Consider the following 21,762-nt stretch of genomic DNA (forward strand, 5'->3'; position numbering starts at 1 on the left):
GTTGCTGCCGTTGTTCGCAGCAGCGGTCAGGACGACTGTCAAGCGCAGGGCCGCCCTGCGTCCACTCTGCCGGGACCCGTCGTCGTGCATGTATGTCAGGTTCGGTTCAGTCCCCCGACCGGCCGGTGTCGTACGCCCACATCGCGATCTCGACCCTGTTTCGGGCGCCGATTTTGGTCAGCAGGCTGGCGACGTGGGTCTTGGCGGTCGTCAAGCCGATGTATAACTCGGCGGCGATCTCTGCGTTCGTGCGGCCGCGGGCGACCAGCGTCAGCACCTCCTCCTCGCGTTCGGTGAGCGGCTCGATCGGTTGGGTCCGTCGGCTCGACGGTTCCCTGGCGGCGAGCGTGGCCAGCAGCCGCCGGGTGATGTTCGGCGCGATCAGGGCATCGCCGACGGCGGCGGCATGGACGGCCTGGACGAGCAGCTCCGTCCCGGCGTCCTTGAGCAGAAAGCCTCGGGCGCCGGCCCGGAGCGCGCCATGGACGTACTCGTCGAGGTCGAATGTCGTGATCACGACTACCGCGATCGGGTCCGGGACGCCCCGCCCTGCGAGGAGCTTGGTCACCTCGATGCCGTCGAGCCCGGGCATCTGGATGTCGACCAGGCACACGTCGGGGCGGAGCCGATGCGCCAGCTCGACGGCGACGTGGCCGTCGGCGGCCTGGCCGACGACCTCGATGCCGGGCTGCGCGTCAAGGATCATCGACAGGCCGGTGCGCACCAGATCTTGGTCGTCGGCCACCAGCACGCGCACCGTCATCGGCGTACCTTAGTCGGCAGTTCGGCGTCGACCGTCCACCCGCCCTCGGGCGCCGGCCCGGCACGCAGCGTGCCGCCGAGCAGCTGCACACGCTCGGTCATCCCCAGCAGCCCGAAGCCGTGGTTCACCGACCGTGCCGGGTCGGTCTGCCCGTCGTCGGTCACGCGTAGTCGCAGCGTTCCCGCGCCATCCACGACCCGGATCTCCACACGCGAGGCGTTGCGGGCGTGCCGCAGGGCGTTGGTCAGCGCCTCCTGCGCCAGCCGGTAGACCGCCGCGTCGATCTGGGGCGGAAGTTCGTCCAGGTCATCAGGCAACTCCACGTCGACGACCGGGACCGGGGCGCGTCTGGCGAGGGACATCAGGTCGGCAACGCCGGGCTGGGGGGCGTACCCCGCCGGCGCTCCGTCGCGCAGCACACCGACCATCGCCCGCATCTCCGCGAGCGTCCGCGACGCTTCCCCTTCGATCGCCGCCAGCACCTCGAGTGCCGCCTCAGGTCGCTGGCCGGCCATCGCCCGGCCCGCCTGCGCCTGCACTGCGATCGCCGAGACGTGGTGGGCGACGATGTCGTGCAACTCGCGCGCGAGACCGACCCGCTCCTGGCCGCGGATTCGATCCGACTCCCGGCGCCGGCTCTCGGCGCGGTAGCGGAACGCCGCTCCACCCGCTGCCGCCGCAGCGAGGATGGCGAACCCGCCGAAGATCTCGGTCGGCCCGATGTGGTCGGGGACCATACCGATTCCCGCGGCGACCGCCACCACCGTCAGCCCGATCACGATCTCGCGTCCTGAGCCCCAGCGGACCAGCGCGTAGACGAGCACCAGGACGTAGATCATCGTGTCGAGGCCCACGCTCGGGGCCCCGCCCAGCAGGCTCAACAGTCCCAACACCATCGCGGTACCGAAGGCCACCACGACACAGACCAACGGGTGGGTACGCCGCCACAGCAGCACCGGCGCGAGTCCGACCGCCACGATCGTCGCGAACGGCCGCCAGGCGACGTCGTCCCGGAGGACTCCCTCGAGCAGCGCCGTCACCATCAACGCCCCGACCAGTACCCAGTCGCGCGGCACCCGTTCGGAAGCGTCCGTGGCGCGCGGCTCGGCCCACAGCGAGCGCAGGGCGTTGGTGGTCACGCACCCAGCCTAGGGACCGGCGAGGTGTCGGGGACCGACCGAAAGAACGAGACGCCGCTCCTCCCCGCGGCCGGGGCGGGTCCGGCCTCGACGACGATGTGCCCGCCGCCGGGCTCGGCGATCGTTGGCCCACCGGTCCTCACCACGACAACGGAGCCCACGATGAGAACACGTCAACCCACCACGACCGCACTGGACGAGCAGCGGATCCCGGTGAGAGCCAAGCTCGCCGCGGCCTGGACGAGCCTCGTGCTCCTGTACGCCTACGTGGACATTCTCGCCTTCTTCAAACCCGGCGTCATCAAAGACATCGAGGCGGGCGTCGTCTTCGAGTTCGACATCAGCCAGCCGTTGTATGTCCTCTTCCTCACGCTCATGGCGATCCCGATCCTCATGGTCGTGCTGTCGATGACCCTGCCCGCCCGGGCGAACCGCACCACGAACCTCATCGTGGCCTCGGTACAGGTCCCCTTCGCGACGTTCAACGTGGCGGGCGAGTCCTGGACGTACTTCTACGGCCTCGGCGTCGCACTGGAATTGATCGTTCTCGCCCTCATCCTGCGGTACGCCTGGACCTGGCCCCGCACCGCACCGTCGGCGACCACGGCCATCAGCCCGGGCCGTGAAACCGTTCACACCCAGTAGCGAGCGCGAACCCAAGCCCAGCCCCCATCCAGTTCCGAGTCATTCGACTCGGTGCTGCGGTGGGCCTGCTGGCGATCGGACACCAACTACCACCGGGACGTCGCGTAGGGCCATCATTCTCGTGATCGGCCTGATCGTCGGCATTGCCGTGCTGACCACCATCGGCGCCGTTCTCGCTGTCGCGGGTGTCGTTCTGGCGATCCTCGGCGGCACAGGTCGCAAGGTCGGCGGTCGCGCCCACTGGTTCTGATCCCTCCTCGTCCTGCGATGGTCCCGGTCCATCGGCCACGACGCACTGCACCACACGCACTGTCCGGTGGCGGCGGTCCGGCGTGACCGACGTCGACGACCTTGTTCCCGTTCGCGACCTGCGAAAATCGGGTTTGTGCCCGGTGAGCCACGGGTATCAGCGGTTGTGACCGACGACGTACTCACTTTCGGGGTCGAGGAAGAGTTCTTCGTGGTGGACCGGGACGGCCGTCTGTCCCAAGCGGGAGACGCCGTCGTGGAGGCCGCGGACGAGAAGGAAGGCGAACTCCAGCAGGAGCTCACCCGGTCCCAGGCCGAATCCGCCACCGACATCTGCACGACCCACGACGAAGCAGAGCGTCAGCTGACGACGCTGCGGGCCGAACTGGCCAGGACCGCCGCCGGACGGGACTGCCGCCTGCTGCCCAGCGGGTGCGCACCGCTGGCGGAGACGGCTCTGCCGACCATCACGCCGAATCCGCGCTATGAGCGGATGTCCGAGCATTTCGGGGCGACCGCGCGGACGTCGCATACCTGCGGCTGTCACGTTCACATCGCCATCCCGGACCGGGAAACCGGGATCCGGGTCATCGACCACGTCCGGCCGTTCCTGCCCGCACTGCTGGTCGTGACTGCCAACTCCTCGATCTGCGACGGATACGACACCGGGTACGCGAGCTGGCGCTATCAGCAGTGGAACCGCTGGCCTTCGGCCGGTTCGCCGCCGCGTTTCGACTCGCTGGACCACTACGAAAGCATCGTCGACGCCTGGCTCCGCGCGGGCGCCATCCTCGATCGCGCGATGGTCTATTGGGACGTAAGGCTTTCCGAGAAGCAACCGACCGTGGAGTTCCGGTTCGCCGACGTCGCGGCCACTCCCGGCGAAGCGGTTCTGCTCGCGATGCTGATCCGAGGCCTGGCCGGCACGATTCTCGCTTCGGAGAGGCACCCTACGGACCTGTCCAACGAGGTCTTGCGGGCGCAGATCTGGCGCGCGTCCCGCGAAGGGCTTTCCGGGCGCTGCCCGCATTTCCGGACCGGCGACCTCGCCCCGGCGAAGGACGTGCTCGACGACGTCGTCACCTTCGCCGCCGATGCTCTCGAAGAGACCGGCGATCTGGAGTTCGTTCGCGACGGCTGCGCCCGGTTGATCACCGGAGGCACCGGAGCCGACCGTCAACGGGCGCGGTTCGAAAAGCGGCGATGCGCGGAGGACGTCGTGGATCTGCTGGCCGGACGGCCGGTTTTCCAGGGATCTTCGTTCGGGTAGCCCGCGGGCATGGACAGGAGGACACGATGACCCAGCCCCTGAAGGCCCTCGCACTGGTCTGCTCGCTGAAACCGTCCCCCGCGCCGTCGAGCAGCGCGCTGATCGCCCAAACGACACCGGTTTCACGGTGCCCACTCAGGGCGGGACCTACTGGAACGGCGAGGCGATGAAGGGCGGCGATTACAACGACCTCGGCGAGACACCGGAAGCGGTCGAGTCGACCAACTCGACGTTGGCAGCCAACGCCGTCCACCTGGCGAACCTGCTGCGGAATGACCAGTACCCCGCCTCCTGATCGACCGGGACACAGGTGGTTGAACCGCGAATCGCGGGTACCCGGTAGGTGTCGGACTGACGACCACGGACAGGAGTTGTCCATGACCACCACGAAACACGACCTCGTCTCGGTGATCACCGAAGATCACCGAGCCTTCGAACGGATCTTCAAGGAACTGGAGTCCGGCAAGGGCGGTGACCGGCACCGCAAGGATCTCGTCGACCACGTGATCGCCGAGCTCGTCCGGCATTCGGTCGCGGAGGAACAGCACATGTATCCCGCCGCGCGAAAGCACATCCCGAACGGGGACGACGTCGTCGGGCACGAACTCGAGGAACACGCCGAAGCCGAGCGAGTGATGAACGATCTCATCGGCCTGGAACCGAAGGACAAGCGGTTCGACGAACTCGTCTCCAAGCTGATCGAGGACGTCCGGCACCACATCGAAGAGGAGGAGAGCGACCTGCTGCCGAAGCTCCAGGCGTCCTGTTCGCCGGAGGACCTGCGGGAACTGGGCAAGAAGGTGTTGCGGGCCAAGGAGATCGCGCCGACCCGGCCGCATCCCGCCGCTCCTGACCAGCCGCCCGCCAACCGGATCCTGGGGCCGGGGACGGCTTTCATCGACAAGATCCGGGACGCGCTGGAAGGCCGCACTACCTGATATCTCCAGTGAAGGCCCCCTTCCCTCGGCTGAGCCGAGGGAAGGGGGCCTTCACGCGCTAGTGCTCACAGCTCGGCGGGAACATCCCGGACGGAGGATTCCGGCAGTTCCCCGGTGAGTGCGAAGTCCACCCGCCGGGCCACCGAGACGGCTTGGTCGGCGAAGCGTTCGTAGAACCGTGCCAGCAGCGCCACCGAAATCGCGGGCGCGACGCCGTCCGTCCACTCCGGACCGGTGACCAGCGTCATCAGCTCCTCGTACAGCGCGTCGACACGCTCATCGATCCGGGCCAGCGAGTGGAATACCTCGATCGTCGGTCCTTCGATGGCCGCACCGAGGTCTTCCGCCATCGAACTCACCAGCCCGGCCATCTCATCGAACCTGGCGGTGAATGCGTCGGGGACGGCGAACTCGGGCTCCCGCGTGGCTTGATCGGCGATGTGCTGGGCCAGGTCGCCCATCCGCTCCAGCCGGTCGGCGCAGAACACCGCCGCGAGCACGGTCCGCAGGTCACCGGCGACGGGCGCCTGCAAGGCCAGCAGCTTCTGCGCGGTCTCCTCGCACTCGGTCCGCGCCGCGTTCAGCTTCGCCTCGACCATCGCCAGTTCGACGGCCGCCTCTGCGTCACGGTCGAGAAAGACCCGGTTGGCAAGGCGTAACTCTTCACCGGCCATGCCGCACATGGCCGACAGGAGTCCGCCGAGGACGCTCAGTTCACCGTGGAATCGTTCCCTCATAGACGCACCTCCGAGGCCACGATCCACTTGTCGTTGCTGATCATAAGTACGATTACCCGCCGTCGCCCAGGCTCAATCGGCGTGGAGCCGCTGCACGAGACGGCGGGCGGGCAGGGCCATCGCTCCCAGCCCGATCGACGTCGTGACCTCGTCCGTGGGCGTGACCAGCAGGTGATCGATCTCTTCGACCAGCTCGCAGCATCGATCGAGCCGGTCCGGATCACCCGAACGAGCCACCTCGGCGAGCGCTTCGAGCAGGTCGCCGACCACCCCGCGTGCGTACTCGCCGGGATGCCGGAACGGCTGCTCTCTGTGGGCCGCTTCACTCACCGCGTCGATCAGCTGGGCGAGCGGCGGCCACAACGAGACGAGGTTCGTCAACGGCTCCTCCCTGGCCTCACGCCGTCCGCGAAGATTCAGGTACCGGCCCTCCCTGGTCCAGCCGATCGCGTCCTCCGCCTCCGCGACCAGGCTGCGGACGTCGAGCATCCGATCGTGCAGGAGGTCGGCCGCTTCGGGCGGCTCGCCCCCGCGGACCAGCGCCGCGGTCTCGTCGAGGACGTCCGCAATCGCCGAGGCCAGCCGGGAAGTCGCCGCGCGCAGGCGTTCCCCGTACAGCGGAGGCAGGACCACCGCGTTCAGCACCGCGCCGATCGCCGCCCCCAAGGCGGTCTCCAGCAGCCTGTCCGCGAGCAGGACGGGTTCGGTCGCGCTGCCATAGGAGATCAGCAGCATGCCGGTGACCCCGACCCACACCCCCGCGTCGCCGAACCCGCGCCACGAGCCGATCAGCAACCCGCCGAAGACCACGAGGCCGAGCGCGACCGTCACCGACGGGACGAAATGGCCTGCTCCCGCCGCGAGCAGGACTCCAACACTGACGGCGCCGACCTGCTGTGCCCAGCCACGCAGCGACCGGTAGACGGTGGCCTGCACGAGGAACACGGCCGCATACGGCGCCAGGAAAGGTTGCGGAAGCTCGAGGACCGAGGCCGCGACGACCCACGCGAGCACCGCCGCGGCCGCGGCCTTCGTGGTCTGGACGAGACTGCGGCGTTCCTCCCCTGGAACGCGGAACACCCTGGCGACCCAGCCGAACGGCGCCGTCCAGCGGTTCCGAACGTCACCCATCACACCTCCCTCGCGATCTCGAAAGGTGGTTACCCGAAGTCCCCGTCCCGCACACGTTTCCGTTTACCGGCGACGAGCGGGGGTAGCCGCGAGGGAACCCACGATCGTGAAGGGGCGGGACCTGTGGCACAGCATCGAAAAGACGCGAAGGACGAACAACTGCAAGGAAACCGGGTGGATCCGGACGGCACCGTACTGACGACGCAGCAGGGTGTCCGCGTCGATCAGACGGACGACTCGCTGACGGCGGGGAGCCGGGGGCCGACCCTGCTCGAAGACTTCCACGCCCGCGAGAAGATCACGCATTTCGACCATGAGCGCATCCCCGAACGGGTGGTGCACGCCCGCGGTGCGGGTGCTTACGGCTTCTTCGAGGCTTACAACGACGCGCTCGCGGACCTCACGGTCGCCGAATTCCTCACCAGCGGCGAGAAGATCCCCGTGTTCGTCCGGTTCTCCACCGTCGCCGGTTCACGGGGCTCGGCCGACACCGTCCGCGACGTCCGCGGCTTCGCGACCAAGTTCTACACCCGGCAGGGGAACTACGACCTGGTCGGGAACAACATGCCGGTGTTCTTCATCCAGGACGGCATCAAGTTCCCCGACTTCGTGCACGCGGTCAAACCCGAGCCGCACAACGAGATCCCGCAGGCCCAGTCGGCGCACGACACGTTCTGGGACTTCGTCTCACTGCAACCGGAGAGCCTGCACATGGTGCTCTGGCTGATGTCGGATCGCGCGTTGCCGCGCAGCTACCGGATGATGCAGGGCTTCGGCGTCCACACCTTCCGGCTCGTCAACGCCGAAGGCAAAGGCACCTTCGTGAAATTCCACTGGAAGCCCGTCCTCGGCACGCATTCCCTGGTATGGGACGAATGCCAGAAGATCGCGGGTAAGGACCCCGACTTCAACCGGCGCGACCTGTGGGACGCGATCGAGTCCGGCCATTACCCGGAATGGGAACTGGGTGTCCAGCTGGTGAACGAAGACGCCGAGCACGACTTCGACTTCGACCTGCTCGACGCCACGAAGATCATCCCCGAGGAGCAGGTACCCGTGCGACCGGTCGGACGGCTGGTTCTCGACCGCAACCCGGACGACTTCTTCGCCGAGACCGAGCAAATCGCCTTCCATACCGCGAACGTCGTCCCCGGCATCGACTTCACCAACGATCCGTTGTTGCAGGCGCGGAACTTCTCGTACCTCGACACCCAGCTGATCCGGCTCGGCGGTCCCAACTTCTCCCAGCTCCCGGTGAACCGGCCGATCGCGCCGGTGCACACGAACCAGCGTGACGGGCACGGGCAGCACAACGTCCACAAGGGACGGACGAGCTACTTCCCGAACTCGCTCGGCGGCGGTTGCCCGGCGATCGCCGATTCGGACGTCTTCCGGCACTACACCGAAGCCGTGTCGGGCCACAAGATCCGGGAACGCAGCGAAAGTTTCAAGGACTTCTACAGCCAGGCGACACTGTTCTGGAACAGCATGTCCCCGGTCGAACGCGAGCACATCGTCGCCGCGTTCCGGTTCGAACTCGGCAAGGTCGAGGACCGGGAGGTCCGGGCCCGGACGGTCACCGAACTCAACAACGTCGACCACGACCTCGCGGCCAGGGTGGCCGAGGGAATCGGGGTGAGTGTGCCGGCCGCGCCGGCCACCGCGCATCACGACCGCACCTCACCGGCGCTTTCCCAGCTCAACCAGCCCTCCGGTACGGCCACCACTCGGAAGGTGGCCGTACTCGCCGCCGACGGGGTGGACACGATCGGCGTCGGCCGCGTCGTCGAGGCACTGACCGAACAAGGCGCGATCGCCGAGATCCTGTCACCCACCGAAGCCGAACTCCGTCCCGGCGGCGAGGGCGATCCGCTGCGGCCCGATCGACAGCTCAACACCATGGCCTCGGTTCTCTACGACGCCGTCGTCGTTCCGTGCGGCCCGGCTTCCATTTCCATCCTCGAACGCGACGGCTACGCGGTGCACTTCGTCGCCGAGGCCTACAAGCACGGGAAGCCGGTAGCCGCGTTCGGCTCCGGTCTGGATCTGCTGCGCCGGGCCGGGGTGACCTCGAAGCTGGCCGACGACGTCGAGACCCTGATCGACCAAGGCGTGGTGACCACGACGGCGGCCGAATCGAGTCTCCCCGACGGCTTCTTCGCCTCGTTCACCGCGCAACTGGGCGAACACCGCTCCTGGCTGCGGAAGACCGACGCGATCCCCGCCTGACCGGGCGTTCCCGGCTGAGGCTCCCGTCGCGGTGCCTCAGCCGGGCGTCGTCTCCCCACTCAGTGCGGCGATGACCTCGCCGCTGTAGTGCGACGAAAGCGATCGAAATCGATGACGGCCCGCCCTGCGCGCCGAGCGGGTGACCTGAACGCGCGCCGCCGGACAAGCCCGAAGGCTCGCAGAAAAGAGTCGCGTTCCGTTCGCCTTCCACGACCGAGCACCACTAGCCGGTCGAGGTGGATGTCTCCGCAGGGATATCAGTGCTGGAAGGCGCGGCCGCCCGGAGTCCGGCGCCATAATCGAATCTTTGCTGACACGGCCGACACCGGCTGTCAGTCAAGGGAGGGCTGATGACACACCTGTCGCCTGTCCTCGACCGTGCCATCGTCGCGGTCGACGTTATGGGCTTCACAGACCCGCAGCGGAACTCGCTCGATCGGCTGACTCTCCGCCAAGGACTCTATGAGGTGCTGAAGACCGCGTTCGCGGAGAGCGGCGTAGACTTCGATGATTGCGAGTTCGAGGACCGCGGCGACGGCGCGCTGATCCTGCTCCCGCATGGCACCGCCAAGGCTGTCGTCGCGGACCGCCTGCCGGACCGCTTCGCGGCCGTCCTCCGCCGCTACAACCACACTCGAACGCCGCAGGCACAGCTTCGGCTGCGGGTCAGTCTCAACGCCGGTGCCGTGCACAACGACGGATTCAGCTGGGGCGGCGACCCGATCGACACCGCTTTCCGCATCCTTGACGCACACGAAGCAAAAAACAGGTTCGCGGAATCCGGCCGGACGATCGCGTTGATCTCCTCGCAACAGTTCTTCGATGACGTCATCTCACGCGATCCAGCCCTGCTGCCTGAGTCGTACAGCCCGATACCAGTGTCAGTGAAAGCCTTCACCGGAACGGCATATCTCCGGCTGCTGGGAGAACCTCCCTCATCCGCCGCCCTCACGCAACAGCCGGTTCTCGCGGAACAGAGCGCAGCTGCTCGGACAGACGACGAGCAGGCCGACCCGGCAATGCACGGCACGGCCCTGGACATGATCCCCCGCACGGATCTGGTAACGCTGCGGCACCGGCTCACCCGGATGGACGTCCCGCACCTGGCGGTCATGATGAGCCGGGCCCTCGGGCCTGCCGTCCCCTTGCCGCGGCTCGAGAATGTCACCGACGCGTGGAGTGCCCTGCTGGTCCTCAGCGACTACAACGCCGGCCCGGACGGCATCCCGCCCGCGATCACCTTCCTCCGGTTGCTGGCCGCGCAGCTCGATGGCGAGGCCGGCGCTTCGATCACCGCTTGGATCAACGACCAGGCGCGTGCGCTGCGGCTGGGACCCATGCTGGCCCGGCAGGCAGAGACCCGGCACGCACCACTGTTCCACCTGGAATGTCACTACACAGAGCTCGACGACCTGCTCGTGTCCGACGGGCCGGACCTGGCCGGCCTGTTCGAGCCTCCGCTTCCTGACGCGCAGCAGGCCGATTCGCGAGGATTTCCCATCTCGATCTACCTGTCCACCGCCGCGGGGCACGAACTGGTCCAGGCGGCGGTCGAAGACCTGGTACGCACAGCCGGGGCAGAGATCATCGAACTGGGCGATCCGGAGATCGGGTCCTGGATGCGCCGTCTCGTCGGCCGCCTGAAGGACGCCGCGAACACCCCCGCGGGGAGGGACGCCGCCGTGACAGCGGCACACGCGGTCGAGGCCCGGCTGGTGCAGGCACAAGACGCCACCAACACCGCGACCCTGATGCAGAACCTCGCGCCGACGCTGACAGCGCTGCAACACACCCCGTCGGCGGTGGTCCGGGTCGGAGCACTACTGATCGTGAAGAACGGGGACGCACTAGCCGTGCACCAGCTCACCGCCGCCCAGCAATTCCAGCTGAATCACAAACCCGCCCTGCTCACCTCGCCTCACGACATCCTGCGGGCGCTGGGCCTGCACGCCACCGAGAGCCCGGCGCTCACCACCACAGCACCGGTCACTCCTCCAGCCCCGCCCCACCTCTCCCCCGTCCCACCCGGCGGTGAACCGGCCGACCATGTCGGTCCGGCATGGCAGCGAATCACAACCTGGCTACACACCCACACACCGGCAACCGCCGCCACCCTCAGGCCACCCGCACCGGCAGCCGAGATCCACGCTGTCCAGCACGCCCTGGGGCACGTGCTCCCAGGCGACCTGCTCGAGTGGTGGAGCCTGATGGACGGCGTCAACGGGGAACGCGACCACCACACCGCGTTCACCCTTCCCGGCACGTACTTTCCGCTGCCAGTGCGACAGGTGCGGCAGACCTGGGCAAGCCTGACCGAACACCCCGCCGAACACTGCTGCCGCCGCGGCGCACACCAGCACGCCGCCGGCACCACCACTGCCGGGTTCTGCACCGCGCTGCTCCCCATCTGCCAGGCCCACGGCGGCGCAGTCCTCGCCATCGACCTGCGCCCCGGCACCGAGCACGGCCGAGTGATGGAATGGGTGCCCCGCACAGGCGCGCGCCGCAGCATCTGGGCCAATATCGAGGCATTGCTCACTGACACTGCCCAACGCCTCGACCAGCGCGACAGCAGGTGCGGAACCCCGCCGCGTCCAGGCGATCCAGTGATCCGCGACGGCGCACTGACCTGGACATAGAGCAGACCAAGACCCGGTATGACCACACCGCAACCTCCCCGGGAAGTCCCCGTGGAAATCCGGCGCCCTGCGACGCTTCTGCGCTCCCCCGAAGAACGGCTTGTAGTCCCTCGCCGGGCGGGTCGACGGTTCCGCAGGGCGATGCCCGGCAAATGCTGCGCTCCTGGCATAGCCCACCTCGCCACAACACAGAACGCCCCGAAACCACACCAGCGGCCACATCGGTGATTCCAGTTGCAGGGAGCCGATGACGACCGCAGCGCAGCAAGCGTCCGGCCCCTGCTTCACCGCCCTCGGCGTCTAGTGTCCCGATGGTGAAGATCTGGACGGAGCCGCCCGCCAAGACCGACGTCGAAGGAGTTGTTCGCCGCTACTTCGGCCTCCTGCGGGACGGGGAGACGACTGAGGCCGAACAACTGGTCGATCACACGTCGGTCAAGCACGTGCTCAAATCGCTCTGGTCGGGTGCTGTCGGTGCGAGCCTCGATACGGAGCCGGCCGCCGATGAGTGGGAACGCGACTTGTCCTGGCTCGCCGAGCTCGCCCTGGGGAACTTCGCCTGGAACGACTCCAGGAGCAATCTCTACATCGAGATCACCTTCCGCGAGCAGACGATCGAGGTGGCCTTGGGCTTCTGGGTCAAACCTGTCGAGGGGGGTTGGGTCGTCGCGGGGCCATCCACGCTCTGGTAAGACGCATCGAGCGATGGGCGCATCCTGTGCGCAGCCAGAGGGGAACGTGCGGCAAGCAGAGGGCTCTTGCCTACGTTCCGGCGTTGGAGCGGAATTGCCCCACCTGCCTTGATCGCTGTAGTCGCGGTGCCGGTTCGGACAACCTCCGCCTGTGGCCAGAATCGGCGGTTGACGGAACCCGTGGCGGTCCGACACCGTCAGTGGTGTTGGGGAAGGGTGCCGAGGGAGGGGCGGTGGCCGGTGGCGGAACTCAGTGATGTCGAGCGCATGGTGGCGGACTGGGAGCGCGACGCGGAGGAGAAGGCGCAGCGCTATCAGCGCATGCAGGAGCAGGTGGAGCGGATCTCGATCACCGAGTCGGTGGCTTCCGGCGCGGTCAGTGTCACGGTGGGGCACAACGGATTGCCCACGGACGTCAAGATGACTCAGGCTGTGCTGAAAATGAGTCCGGACGAGATCGCCTCGAATGTACTGAGCGCGATGCGGAAGGCCCAGTCGAAGTATCCGGAGCGGCTCGCCGAGATCACCGCGGAGACTGTCGGCGACGACCAGACGACCCGGCATCTGGTCGCGACCGCCGTGGACAATTTCCCGGCGCCGCCGGAGGAAGACGAGTCGCTGCCCGCCTCGGAACGGCAACTGTTCCACCACGACGAAGAGCCGCCGAAGTCGCCTTCCGTGCCGAAGCCGACGCCGCGGCGTAAACCGGGACCGGACGACGACGGCGAGGACTTCAGCGATCAGTCGTTCCTGCGACACGACTGACGATTCTTGGGGAGGGGACGACCATGGCCAAGGGTTATCAGGTTCTCAACGACGAACTCACCACGCACACGGGCAAAGTGGACGGGCTCGCCGACCGGATGGGCACCGCCGTGGAAGCGGCGAACACGGTGACCATGGATGACAGCGCGTACGGGGTGATTTGCCAGCCCTTCGCCATGTTGTTGCAACCGTTCGAGGAAATGGGCGTCAACGCCCTGAAAACAGCCGCCGAGTCGCTGACCGAGACCGCGACGAAAGTCCGGGACGCCGCCAAGGCGTATCAGGATCGCGAGGGTGACACCGTCGACGCGATCAAGAAGGCCGAAGCCGGCTGAGCACGTTTCGCTGATTCGAAAGCCATGGGGAGGAGCTGGAGATGACGGCAGGCGGAAATCCACTCGTCGCGCAAGCGCGGTCGCAGACGACGGGTGTGACGGGGATCGGGATCGCGGAGTCGGCGGTCGATCTGGCCAACGGTGTGTCGGATGGTTCGTGGGTCGAGGCGGGTCTGGGGGCGGTCGGGGTCGGGCTGGAGGTCCTGTCCCTGGTGGTGGATCCGATCGGCACGTTGGCGTCGTATGGGGTGTCGTGGCTGATCGAGCATGTGCAGCCGTTGAAGGAGGCGCTGGACTGGCTGGCCGGTGATCCGCCGGTGATCCAGTCGTTCTCCGAGACCTGGGCGAACGTGGCCGGCGAGGTGAACGCGATCGCGGGGGACCTGACCACTGAGGTGAACAACGGGACCGCCGGCTGGCAGGGCGAGGGTGCCGACGCGTATCGGGGCGCCACCGCTGAGCAGGCGGATGCGTTGGCGGGTGCGGCTTCTCTCGCCGATGGCATCTCCGCCGGTGTGATGATCATGGGCACGGTGGTCGCGGCGGTGCGGGAGTTCGTCCGCGACTTGGTGGCGGAGCTGGTCGGGAAGCTGATCACCTGGGCGCTGGAGGCCGCCGCCACTTTGGGGTTCGCGACCCCGGCGATCGCGGTTCAAGCGACCACGGCGATCGCCAAGACCGTGTCGAAGATCGCGGATTTCATTCGCAAGCTGGTCAAGACGATCGGGAACGTCACCCCGAAGATCCGCAAGATCATCGACAAACTCGGCGAGATCATCGAGAAACTGTCCAAGATGCTCCGCAGGGGCGGCAAACCCGACGGCGGCACCACCCCATCCGCGGCCAAGGGCGGCCCGCCGAAAACCGACACCCCGAAATCCCCGGACAGCAGTCCGGATACCACGCCTTCCAGCGCCGACACCACCCCCGACGGCGGCACCGGCACGCCGGACGGTGGCAAGCCGGGCAGCAACGATCCCTCGGTCAAGGGCAACAGCTCCGATCCCAACACCGCGTCCAGGGAACGGCAGTGCGTGCCGGGATCCGGCGAGCCCGTCGACGTCGCCACCGGGCAGATGTACCTGGGTGAGGTCGACGTTTCGCTGCCCGGTGCGCTCCCGCTGACCGTCGAGCGGATGCACTACTCGGAATACCGGGCGGGCAGGCTGTTCGGCGCCTCCTGGGCGTCTACTTTGGACCAACGGATCGAGTTCGAGGACGACGGCGCCTACTTCGCCGGGCCCGCCGGCGAACGGCTGATCTACCCGCTGCCCGCGCGCGACGGCAGCCCGGTGTTCCCGGTGGTGGGCCCGCGCCGGCCGCTCGCCTGGTCACCAGAGGGCTGGCGGATCGAGACCACACCCGGCACCTTCACCACGTTCACCCCGACCGAACCGGTCGCACGCCTCGCCTCGATCAGTGACCACAACGGGCACCGGATCGACATCGACTACGACGACGCGGGTCTCCCCCAGCTCATCCGGCACTCCGGCGGGTACCGCGTCCACGTCGACACCGAAGCCGGTCTGGTCACCGAACTGCGTGCGGCGGACGTGACGCTGGTCAAGTACCGGTACAACGAGCGGCGGCAGCTGACCGAGGTCATCAATTCCTCGGACCTGCCGATGCGCTTCGACTACGACGCCGACGGCCGGATCGTGCGCTGGGAAGACCGCAACGGCCAGTGGTACGGCTACACCTACGACGAGCGGGGCCGCGTCGTGTCGGCCAGTGGTTCCGGTGGCGCGATCGCGGGCAACTGGGCCTACGACGACGGCGGCCGGATTACCGTTTACACCGATTCTCTGGGCCAGCGCTGGGAATACCACCGCAACGAACGCGAACAGGTCGTGCGCGAGGTCACGCCGCTGGGCGGCGTCGTGCTGTCCGAATGGAACCGCTACCACCAACTGCTCTCCCGCACCGACGCGCTGGGCAACACCATGCGCTGGGAGTACGACGCGCGCGGCGACGTCGTCGCGGTCGAACGTCCTGACGGTGCCCGCCAGAGCGCCACGTACGACGAGCACGGCAACGCCATCCGGTTGGTCGACGCAGAAGGAGCCGTGTGGGAGCAGCGGTTCGACACCCGCGGCAACCTCGTCGAAGCGATCGATCCCACCGGCGCCCGCGAGAGCTACACCCGCGACGAACGCGGCAATCTGAGCACGATCACCGATGCCGCCGGTGCCGTGCGCCGCATCGTCACCAACGCCGCCGGGCTCGCGATCGCGACCACCGAGCACGACGGCGCGACCACCCGGTACGAGCGGGACCTGCTCGGCCGCGTCGTGGCGGTGACCGACCCGATGGGCGGGATCACCCGGTTCGGGTGGACGGTGGAGGGGCGGCCGTTATGGCGCACCGAACCCGACGGCACCACCGATCGGTGGGACTACGACGGCGAGGGCAACGAGGTAGGGCACACCGACGCGCTCGGCGCCACCAGCCGCGCCACGATGACCCATTTCGACCGCGTGGCCACCGAATTCCGGCCGGACGGGTCGAGTCTGCATTACGAGTACGACTCGGAAATGCGCCTCGTGGCCGTCACCGACGGCCGTGGTCTGGTGTGGCGCTACACCTACGACGTCGACGGCAACCTGGTCCGCGAGAAGGACTTCAACGGTGCCGAGATCCACTACCGCTACGATGCCGCGGGCCGGCTCGTCGAACGCGTCAACGCCGAAGGGCAAACGATCCGGTTCACCCGTGATCCGATGGGCCGGGTGGTCGAACGCGACGCCGATGGTGAGCGCACCAGCCTTCGCTACGACGCGCAGGGACGGCTGACCTGGGCACGCAACACCGATACCGAACTCAGCGTCGAGTACGACGCGGTGGGCCGGGTCCTGCGCGAGACGGTCAACGGCCGCACCCTGCGGTCCACCTTCGATGCCGCCGGACGGCGAACCTCCCGGCAAACCCCGTCGGGTGCGGTCTCGACCTGGGACTACGCGATGACCGGCCCGCCGCGCGCGCTGCACACGGCGGGCCACACCCTGCACTTCGGCTACGACCGGGCCGGGCGGGAAACCGATCGCCGGTCCGGCGGGCTGACCATGACCCAGACCTGGGACTCCGGCCACCGGCTGCGCACCCAGGCCGTCACCACCAGCGGCGGGCGGCCGGGACTGGTGCAGCGGCGCTCGTACTCCTACCGCGCGGACGGCGCCCTGCGATCGGTCGTCGACCAACTCGCCGGTGCCAGGGAGTTCTACCTCGATCCCGGCGGGCGGGTCACCACCGTACGCGGTCCCGGCTGGAGCGAGCGCTACGCCTACGACGCGTCCGGTGCCCTCGCTGAAGCCGAAGTCCCGGCCGAGGAGGGGTCGCCGCGGATCCTCTGCCGCTACGACCGGCAGGGCCGGGTCCTGCTGCGGCAGCGGAAAAAGCTCTCCGGCAAGCCCGCCACCTGGCACTACACCTGGAACGCCGAGGACCGGCTCACCGCCGTGGTGACCCCGGACGGCACCATGTGGCGCTACCGCTACGACCCGCTGGGCAGGCGGATCGCCAAGGAAAAACTGTCCGAAGACCGCCAGGAGGTGCGGGAGCGCACCGATTTCCACTGGGACGGCACCAGCCTCGCCGAGCAGGCGACCTCGCGCGCGGGCGAGCCCGCCGTGCGGGTGACCCACTGGGACTACCAGCCCGGCACGGACATCCCGGTCACCCAGTCCGAACACTCGACCCTGGGCGCCGGTTCCCAAGAATGGGTCGACGAACGCTTCTACAGCATCGTCACCGACCTGGTCGGCTCCCCGACCGAACTGCTGGACGCCAACGGCGAGATCGCCTGGCGCCGGCAGAGCACCATCTGGGGCCGCGCACTGGCCGGCGTCACGTCCACCGCCCACACCCCGCTCCGGTTTCCCGGGCAGTACGAGGACGCCGAGACCGGGCTGCACTACAACGTCCTCCGTTACTACGACCCCGAACAGGGCAGATACACCTCGCCCGATCCGCTGGGCCTGCTGGGCGGGCCCAATCCGCACGGTTACGTGCCCAACCCGCTGCAATGGACCGACGCACTCGCGCTCACCCCGAGCCGTGGCCAGACCTGCCCGTGGGCGCCGACCTACCGGGACCACCAGCGCGACCTGGCCGGTATCCCGCAGGACGGGCACCACATCATCCAGGACGCCGCGGTCCGCGACCTGCCTGGATACAACCGGAACGACGCCCCGTCGATCGCACTGGGAAGCCCGTCCAGCCGCCGGGAAGGCCCGGATTCCACGGAACACGGCCGGGCGACCGCCGTTCAGGTGCCCAAGGAAGGCCGTGGCACCTATGGCGCCGAGCGTGACGTCGCCTACCGCGCGCTGCTCGCGGCGGGCAAGTCCCCGACCGAGGCCGCCGCCGAGATCGCGCGGGCGGACCTCTACTTCATGGGGCAGCTCGGCGTCACCCTGGACACACCCACGCGAATACCGGGTACCCGGCGGTGAGCGCGCCGGGCGATACCCTCGCCGAAGGAACACAGCGACGATGGAGGGACGGCGGATGGAGGACACCGCGCCGCGGGAGGTCGAGGACCTGGTGTTCCAGGCCGTGTCCATGCTGGTCTCCGGTGATGTCGCCGGTCTGGAGCGCTGGACGGGCGGGCTGCGTATGTCCGCCGCGCAGATGCGGGCCGCCCTCGACGACTACGACGCGGAATTCGTGCTGCCGTCGAAACCCGAGCAAATGTCGTCGACGGATTTCTATGACGCGGCGAAGGAACGGCCCTGGTTCCGGGTGGACACCTTTCTCCGGACGGCGAACGGGCCCACCGATCTGGTCCTCCAGCTCGACGTTTTCCAGGACGAGTCGGGTCGCTACACCCTGCTGGTCAACAACATCTTCATCCCCTGAGAAGGAAGACGAATGATCCCGCCCGAAGCCGTGAACGCCGTACAGGGAGCCGTTGCCCTCCTCGCCGATGGCGACTACACCGCATTGCAGAACCTGACCCAGGGCCGCCGGTTCAGCGCGGACGAAATCGCCACGGCGGTACGGGAATACGGGCACAAACTGGTGTGGCCCCCCGCGGAAGCGCTGCACGACCCCGACGTCCCGGCCACCGAACGAATGGTGGACGGAAGGCGCCACATCGAGGTGGAATTCCGCCTGTGGACCGAGGATGAGGGGCAGAGCAAGTTCACCATCACCCTGATCCTCACCGAAGTGCTCGAACGGGTCTTCGGCGTGGAGATCGCCACCCTCGGCCCCGCTTAGGCCGTGTCTTACGGATCTTCAACAGAGGTGGAGCCAGGCCACGGAATCCTCGCCGACTCCGAGCGGTCCCCTTGATCGTCACCTGCGCTTTTGTGCCGCTCGATGACGCGAACGGCAGAGGACACCGAACGGATCACACCCCTTCTCCTGGCGAAGTGGAACGGCGGCCCCGCAGCATCTGGTCACCGGCGTCCACATAGGACTCGAAGAATTCGGCGACCTCCGAGAGCCGGGCTCCGGCCTTCTCGTCCTCAGCGCTTCGCGTGCCCTCGCGCAGCACACGGATGAAAGCCCGGGTCCGCTCGTGGCTGGCGGCGAGAAGCTGCTCGAATCCGCCCACCGCCTCGATGAGCAGGCGGCGGCTGCCCGGTTGTGGGATCGTCCGGGCCAGTCCCCAGGAGACCAGTTCACGCACCGCGACGCTCACCGCGCCTTTGCTGAGGCGGAGTGCCTCGCCGAGCGCGTCGAGCGACACGGGGCCGGAATTCAGCAGGAGCCGCCCGTAGACACGGCCGGTCGCGCGCGGGAGATTCCACGAGGCGAGGAAATCGCCCATGGTCGTGACGAACACGTCACGATCGTCGTCGATGGTCACGCCGTGGGCTCCGCGGTCCAGCCGTCGACGATGTCCACAATGGCCTCTGTTGCCAACTCCGGGGCGTCCAAGGTGACGACGTGGCCGGCGCCGGGAACGACGTGTTCGGACACGCCCTCGGCGCGCGCCCAGCGAGGCATCGCGGACGCGATATTGCCGGTCCGGTCGTCCTCGCCCCGGATCAGGCCGAGCGGAACAGGCGTGCGGTACCCCGGCTCCGGATCGACGAGCGACACGGTGGCTCGCCAGACGTCGAGAAAGACGCGTTTGGGCATCCGTGCGAACGTGGCCTCTGATTCGGCGATCCCTTCCGGGGTCACCGCCGAGGCGCGGGCCATGAGACCGGGCAGCCGCGCGGCGGGGATGAGCGCCAGAGACGGTGCGGCGCATTTCAGCAAGAGCCGTTCCACTGCGCTGAGGGGACCCGCGTTCCACGTCGAGTCCACGACGACGAGGCCGCCGGCGCGCTCCGGAGACCGGCGGACCAGCGCCTGGGCGAGATTGCCGCCGAGGGAGTGCCCGATCAGGATCGGACGGTCGAGACCGAGGTGATCGAGAAGGGCGGTCAGATCGTCGAGCGCAAGCGCCGCGGTGAACCGGATTCCCGGCGCGAGGCCCGACTCCCCGTGCCCACGCTGATCCCAGACGACCACCCGATGACCTCGCTCGTGCAGAGCCCTCGCCTGGACATCGAACATCCGATGGTCCATGCCCGCCCCGTGGGTGAACACGACAGGGCGCCGCTCACCCGCGAGGTCGCCGTACCCCAGTTCTTGCGCGCCGCGGCGGAACACTCCGCTCAGATTCGCCATTTTCTAAATCTAATGCACGTCGCCTACGGTCGATACCCGCGGCGGCGCACTGATCGGTTCCAGCCGGTCGCGATGGATCTGCGGACGACCGCATTCCGCCCCCGACCCCGACGGCCTCGACTTGGCCGTGGTGTGCGAGATCCAGTTGGATCGGGTGATCTGCTGCCGGTCAGGCCCGGCGGCGCCGTTCAGGGCCGGGCCGGTTTCGCAGGCGAGCTCACTGCGCAGTATGCCCTGAGCTTTCTCGACCACACTGGGTCAGTAACATCAGCGGAATGAGCAACCGCTTAGTTTGTATCGGTGACTCCTTCACCGAGGGTGTCGGCGACGAGGACCCGTCGTCCCCCAACGGCGTCCGCGGCTGGGCGGACCGCGTCGCGGAGCGGCTCGCGGCCAACCACCAGGACTTCCGCTACGCGAACCTCGCGATCCGTGGCAAACTCCTCGGGCAGGTCCTCACGGAGCAGCTCGAACCGGCGCTCGCGCTGAACCCGGACCTCGTGACGATGTACGCGGGTGGCAACGACCTGATGCGGCCGAAGGTCGACATCGACGCCCTCATCGACGACTACGACGTCGCGGTCGGCCGAGTCGTCGCGACCGGTGCGCGTGTCGTGCTCTTCACCGGCGTCGACGGGGTCGAGGACGCCTTGTTCCGCAAGATCCGGGGCCGCGTCGCGATCTACAACGAGCACGTCCGTGGGATCGCCGCCCGGCACGGAGCACTGCTGGTGGACATGTGGGCGATGCGTCAGCTCCGAGACCGGCGCCTGTGGGCACCGGACCGCCTGCACCTGAACTCGTTGGGGCACAACGAGATCGCCATCGCCGTCCTCGCCGCGCTCGGTGAACCGCACAAGCTGTCCCCCGCCGAACTCGGACCGCGACCGCTGCTGAGCCCGCAGGCGCGGCGCACGGAGAACCTCCAGTGGGGCAAGGAACACGCCGTCCCGTGGATCAAGCGCAGACTGCGTGGTGAATCGTCGGGCGACGCGCTCGCGCCGAAGCGGCCGGCGATGGACCCCTACGCCTGACGCGGCCGGAGACCGTCGAAGAGGATGCAGATGGTCCGGGCCCGCAGTTCGGGCCCGGCATGCTCCGCCGCCTTCGCGGTCCCGATGATCACCGGGATCAGCTCGTCCACACCGACGTCCTTGCGAACGTCGCCCGTGTCCTGCGCCCGGTTGAGCAGCACGCCGAGCGCGTCTTTGAGGCGGACACCGATGACCGAGCCCGCCGAGGGCACACTCACTCCGGCCGCCGACAAGGCTTCGAAGTAGGCGTTCTTGTCGTCGGCCATCGCGATCCAGCCGGTCAGGAACCCGAAGAACGCGGCGCCCGGGTCGGGTGACTCCGCGGCCACCGTGGCTTCCGCTTCGTCGACGAAGCGGTGAAGGCGCGCGTAAAGGACCGCCTCCAGCAGGGCTTCTTTCGTCGGAAAGTGTCGAAACACTGTGCCCACGCCGACACCTGCCTCGCGGGCGACTTCTTCGGTGGGCGCACTGGTGCCTTTGGCCGTGAAGACTCGCTCCGCGGCCTCCAACACCCGCGTGCGGTTACGGCGGGCATCGGCTCGGAGCGGTTTTTCGTCCGTCACAGCGGG

General features: G+C 68.0%; 21 protein-coding genes. 14 read left to right on the forward strand and 7 right to left on the reverse strand.

Translation table 11 applies throughout. From position 1 onward, the window contains the following. Positions 1 to 106: 106 nt before the first annotated feature. Together B0293_RS31980 and B0293_RS31985 are read right to left on the reverse strand one after the other, a co-directional pair. A complete protein-coding gene (locus tag B0293_RS31980; protein ID WP_005151126.1) occupies positions 107 to 763 on the reverse strand; it encodes a response regulator in 657 nt (218 codons plus the stop codon). After that, positions 760 to 1,902: a sensor histidine kinase gene (locus B0293_RS31985; RefSeq protein WP_005151120.1), complete on the reverse strand. Its 1,143-nt coding sequence runs from the start codon at positions 1,900 to 1,902 to the stop codon at positions 760 to 762. The genes B0293_RS31980 and B0293_RS31985 overlap by 4 nt, the downstream gene beginning before the upstream one ends. Before the next feature lie 162 nt (positions 1,903 to 2,064). Between B0293_RS31985 and B0293_RS31990 the strand changes: the two genes are divergently transcribed. From B0293_RS31990 to B0293_RS32010, 5 genes are all read left to right on the forward strand, one after another. After that, positions 2,065 to 2,547 carry a DUF6326 family protein gene (locus B0293_RS31990; RefSeq protein ID WP_005151118.1) on the forward strand — a complete coding sequence of 161 codons (483 nt, stop codon included), beginning with the start codon at positions 2,065 to 2,067 and terminating at the stop codon, positions 2,545 to 2,547. A gap of 121 nt (positions 2,548 to 2,668) precedes the next feature. Further along, positions 2,669 to 2,797, forward strand: a complete 129-nt coding sequence (locus B0293_RS44735; protein WP_005151116.1) for a hypothetical protein — start codon at positions 2,669 to 2,671, stop codon at positions 2,795 to 2,797. Positions 2,798 to 2,962: 165 nt separating this feature from the next. Then, positions 2,963 to 4,066 (forward strand): carboxylate-amine ligase, encoded by a 1,104-nt coding sequence (locus tag B0293_RS32000; protein WP_005151113.1) that lies wholly within the window; start codon positions 2,963 to 2,965, stop codon positions 4,064 to 4,066. Between the two features lie 127 nt (positions 4,067 to 4,193). After that, positions 4,194 to 4,361, forward strand: coding sequence for a hypothetical protein (locus B0293_RS44410; protein ID WP_005151111.1), 168 nt, complete (start codon positions 4,194 to 4,196; stop codon positions 4,359 to 4,361). An 82-nt stretch (positions 4,362 to 4,443) separates the two neighbouring features. Further along, positions 4,444 to 5,004 carry a hemerythrin domain-containing protein gene (locus tag B0293_RS32010; protein ID WP_005151102.1) on the forward strand — a complete coding sequence of 187 codons (561 nt, stop codon included), beginning with the start codon at positions 4,444 to 4,446 and terminating at the stop codon, positions 5,002 to 5,004. A 65-nt stretch (positions 5,005 to 5,069) separates the two neighbouring features. On the opposite strand, the gene B0293_RS32015 is transcribed toward B0293_RS32010, so the two are convergent. Then, positions 5,070 to 5,741, reverse strand: coding sequence for a phosphate signaling complex PhoU family protein (locus B0293_RS32015; protein WP_005151099.1), 672 nt, complete (start codon positions 5,739 to 5,741; stop codon positions 5,070 to 5,072). A 72-nt stretch (positions 5,742 to 5,813) separates the two neighbouring features. Continuing rightward, positions 5,814 to 6,872: an FUSC family protein gene (locus B0293_RS32020; protein ID WP_005151097.1), complete on the reverse strand. Its 1,059-nt coding sequence runs from the start codon at positions 6,870 to 6,872 to the stop codon at positions 5,814 to 5,816. Between the two features lie 123 nt (positions 6,873 to 6,995). Here B0293_RS32020 and B0293_RS32025 point away from each other — a divergent pair, with 123 nt between their 5' ends. From B0293_RS32025 to B0293_RS32060, 8 genes are all read left to right on the forward strand, one after another. After that, a complete protein-coding gene (locus B0293_RS32025; protein ID WP_039915446.1) occupies positions 6,996 to 9,101 on the forward strand; it encodes a catalase in 2,106 nt (701 codons plus the stop codon). 350 nt (positions 9,102 to 9,451) lie between these two features. After that, positions 9,452 to 11,740 carry an SMI1/KNR4 family protein gene (locus B0293_RS44415; protein ID WP_245191824.1) on the forward strand — a complete coding sequence of 763 codons (2,289 nt, stop codon included), beginning with the start codon at positions 9,452 to 9,454 and terminating at the stop codon, positions 11,738 to 11,740. A gap of 311 nt (positions 11,741 to 12,051) precedes the next feature. Further along, entirely contained in the window at positions 12,052 to 12,432 is a 381-nt protein-coding gene (locus tag B0293_RS32035; RefSeq protein WP_005151091.1) for a hypothetical protein, read from the forward strand. A gap of 240 nt (positions 12,433 to 12,672) precedes the next feature. Further along, on the forward strand, positions 12,673 to 13,197 hold the full coding sequence (locus tag B0293_RS32040; protein ID WP_005151089.1) for a YbaB/EbfC family nucleoid-associated protein: 525 nt from the start codon (positions 12,673 to 12,675) through the stop codon (positions 13,195 to 13,197). A gap of 23 nt (positions 13,198 to 13,220) precedes the next feature. Further along, positions 13,221 to 13,532 carry a type VII secretion target gene (locus B0293_RS32045; RefSeq protein WP_005151088.1) on the forward strand — a complete coding sequence of 104 codons (312 nt, stop codon included), beginning with the start codon at positions 13,221 to 13,223 and terminating at the stop codon, positions 13,530 to 13,532. A gap of 41 nt (positions 13,533 to 13,573) precedes the next feature. Next, a complete protein-coding gene (locus tag B0293_RS32050) occupies positions 13,574 to 17,983 on the forward strand; it encodes an RHS repeat-associated core domain-containing protein (RefSeq protein WP_005151087.1) in 4,410 nt (1,469 codons plus the stop codon). A gap of 55 nt (positions 17,984 to 18,038) precedes the next feature. Further along, complete coding sequence (locus B0293_RS32055; RefSeq protein WP_077241435.1) at positions 18,039 to 18,389, forward strand: DUF7668 domain-containing protein; 351 nt, start codon at positions 18,039 to 18,041, stop codon at positions 18,387 to 18,389. 12 nt (positions 18,390 to 18,401) lie between these two features. After that, on the forward strand, positions 18,402 to 18,752 hold the full coding sequence (locus tag B0293_RS32060; RefSeq protein WP_005151083.1) for a DUF7668 domain-containing protein: 351 nt from the start codon (positions 18,402 to 18,404) through the stop codon (positions 18,750 to 18,752). Positions 18,753 to 18,885: 133 nt separating this feature from the next. Here B0293_RS32060 and B0293_RS32065 read toward each other — a convergent pair whose 3' ends face one another. Together B0293_RS32065 and B0293_RS32070 are read right to left on the reverse strand one after the other, a co-directional pair. Beyond that, positions 18,886 to 19,347 carry a GbsR/MarR family transcriptional regulator gene (locus B0293_RS32065; RefSeq protein ID WP_005151081.1) on the reverse strand — a complete coding sequence of 154 codons (462 nt, stop codon included), beginning with the start codon at positions 19,345 to 19,347 and terminating at the stop codon, positions 18,886 to 18,888. Then, entirely contained in the window at positions 19,344 to 20,159 is an 816-nt protein-coding gene (locus B0293_RS32070; RefSeq protein ID WP_039915443.1) for an alpha/beta fold hydrolase, read from the reverse strand. Before B0293_RS32070 ends, B0293_RS32065 begins: the two co-directional genes overlap by 4 nt. Positions 20,160 to 20,434: 275 nt before the next feature. Here B0293_RS32070 and B0293_RS32080 point away from each other — a divergent pair, with 275 nt between their 5' ends. Continuing rightward, complete coding sequence (locus B0293_RS32080) at positions 20,435 to 21,193, forward strand: SGNH/GDSL hydrolase family protein (RefSeq protein WP_005151077.1); 759 nt, start codon at positions 20,435 to 20,437, stop codon at positions 21,191 to 21,193. Here B0293_RS32080 and B0293_RS32085 read toward each other — a convergent pair. Beyond that, the gene (locus B0293_RS32085) at positions 21,184 to 21,756 is read right to left on the reverse strand and encodes a TetR/AcrR family transcriptional regulator (protein WP_005151075.1); all 573 of its coding nucleotides are present in this window, start codon (positions 21,754 to 21,756) and stop codon (positions 21,184 to 21,186) included. The two genes, B0293_RS32080 and B0293_RS32085, sit on opposite strands and share 10 nt — an antisense overlap. Positions 21,757 to 21,762: the final 6 nt, after the last annotated feature.

Origin of the sequence: Amycolatopsis azurea DSM 43854 (genome assembly GCF_001995215.1) — a bacterium.
In the GTDB taxonomy this organism is placed as follows: domain Bacteria; phylum Actinomycetota; class Actinomycetes; order Mycobacteriales; family Pseudonocardiaceae; genus Amycolatopsis; species Amycolatopsis azurea.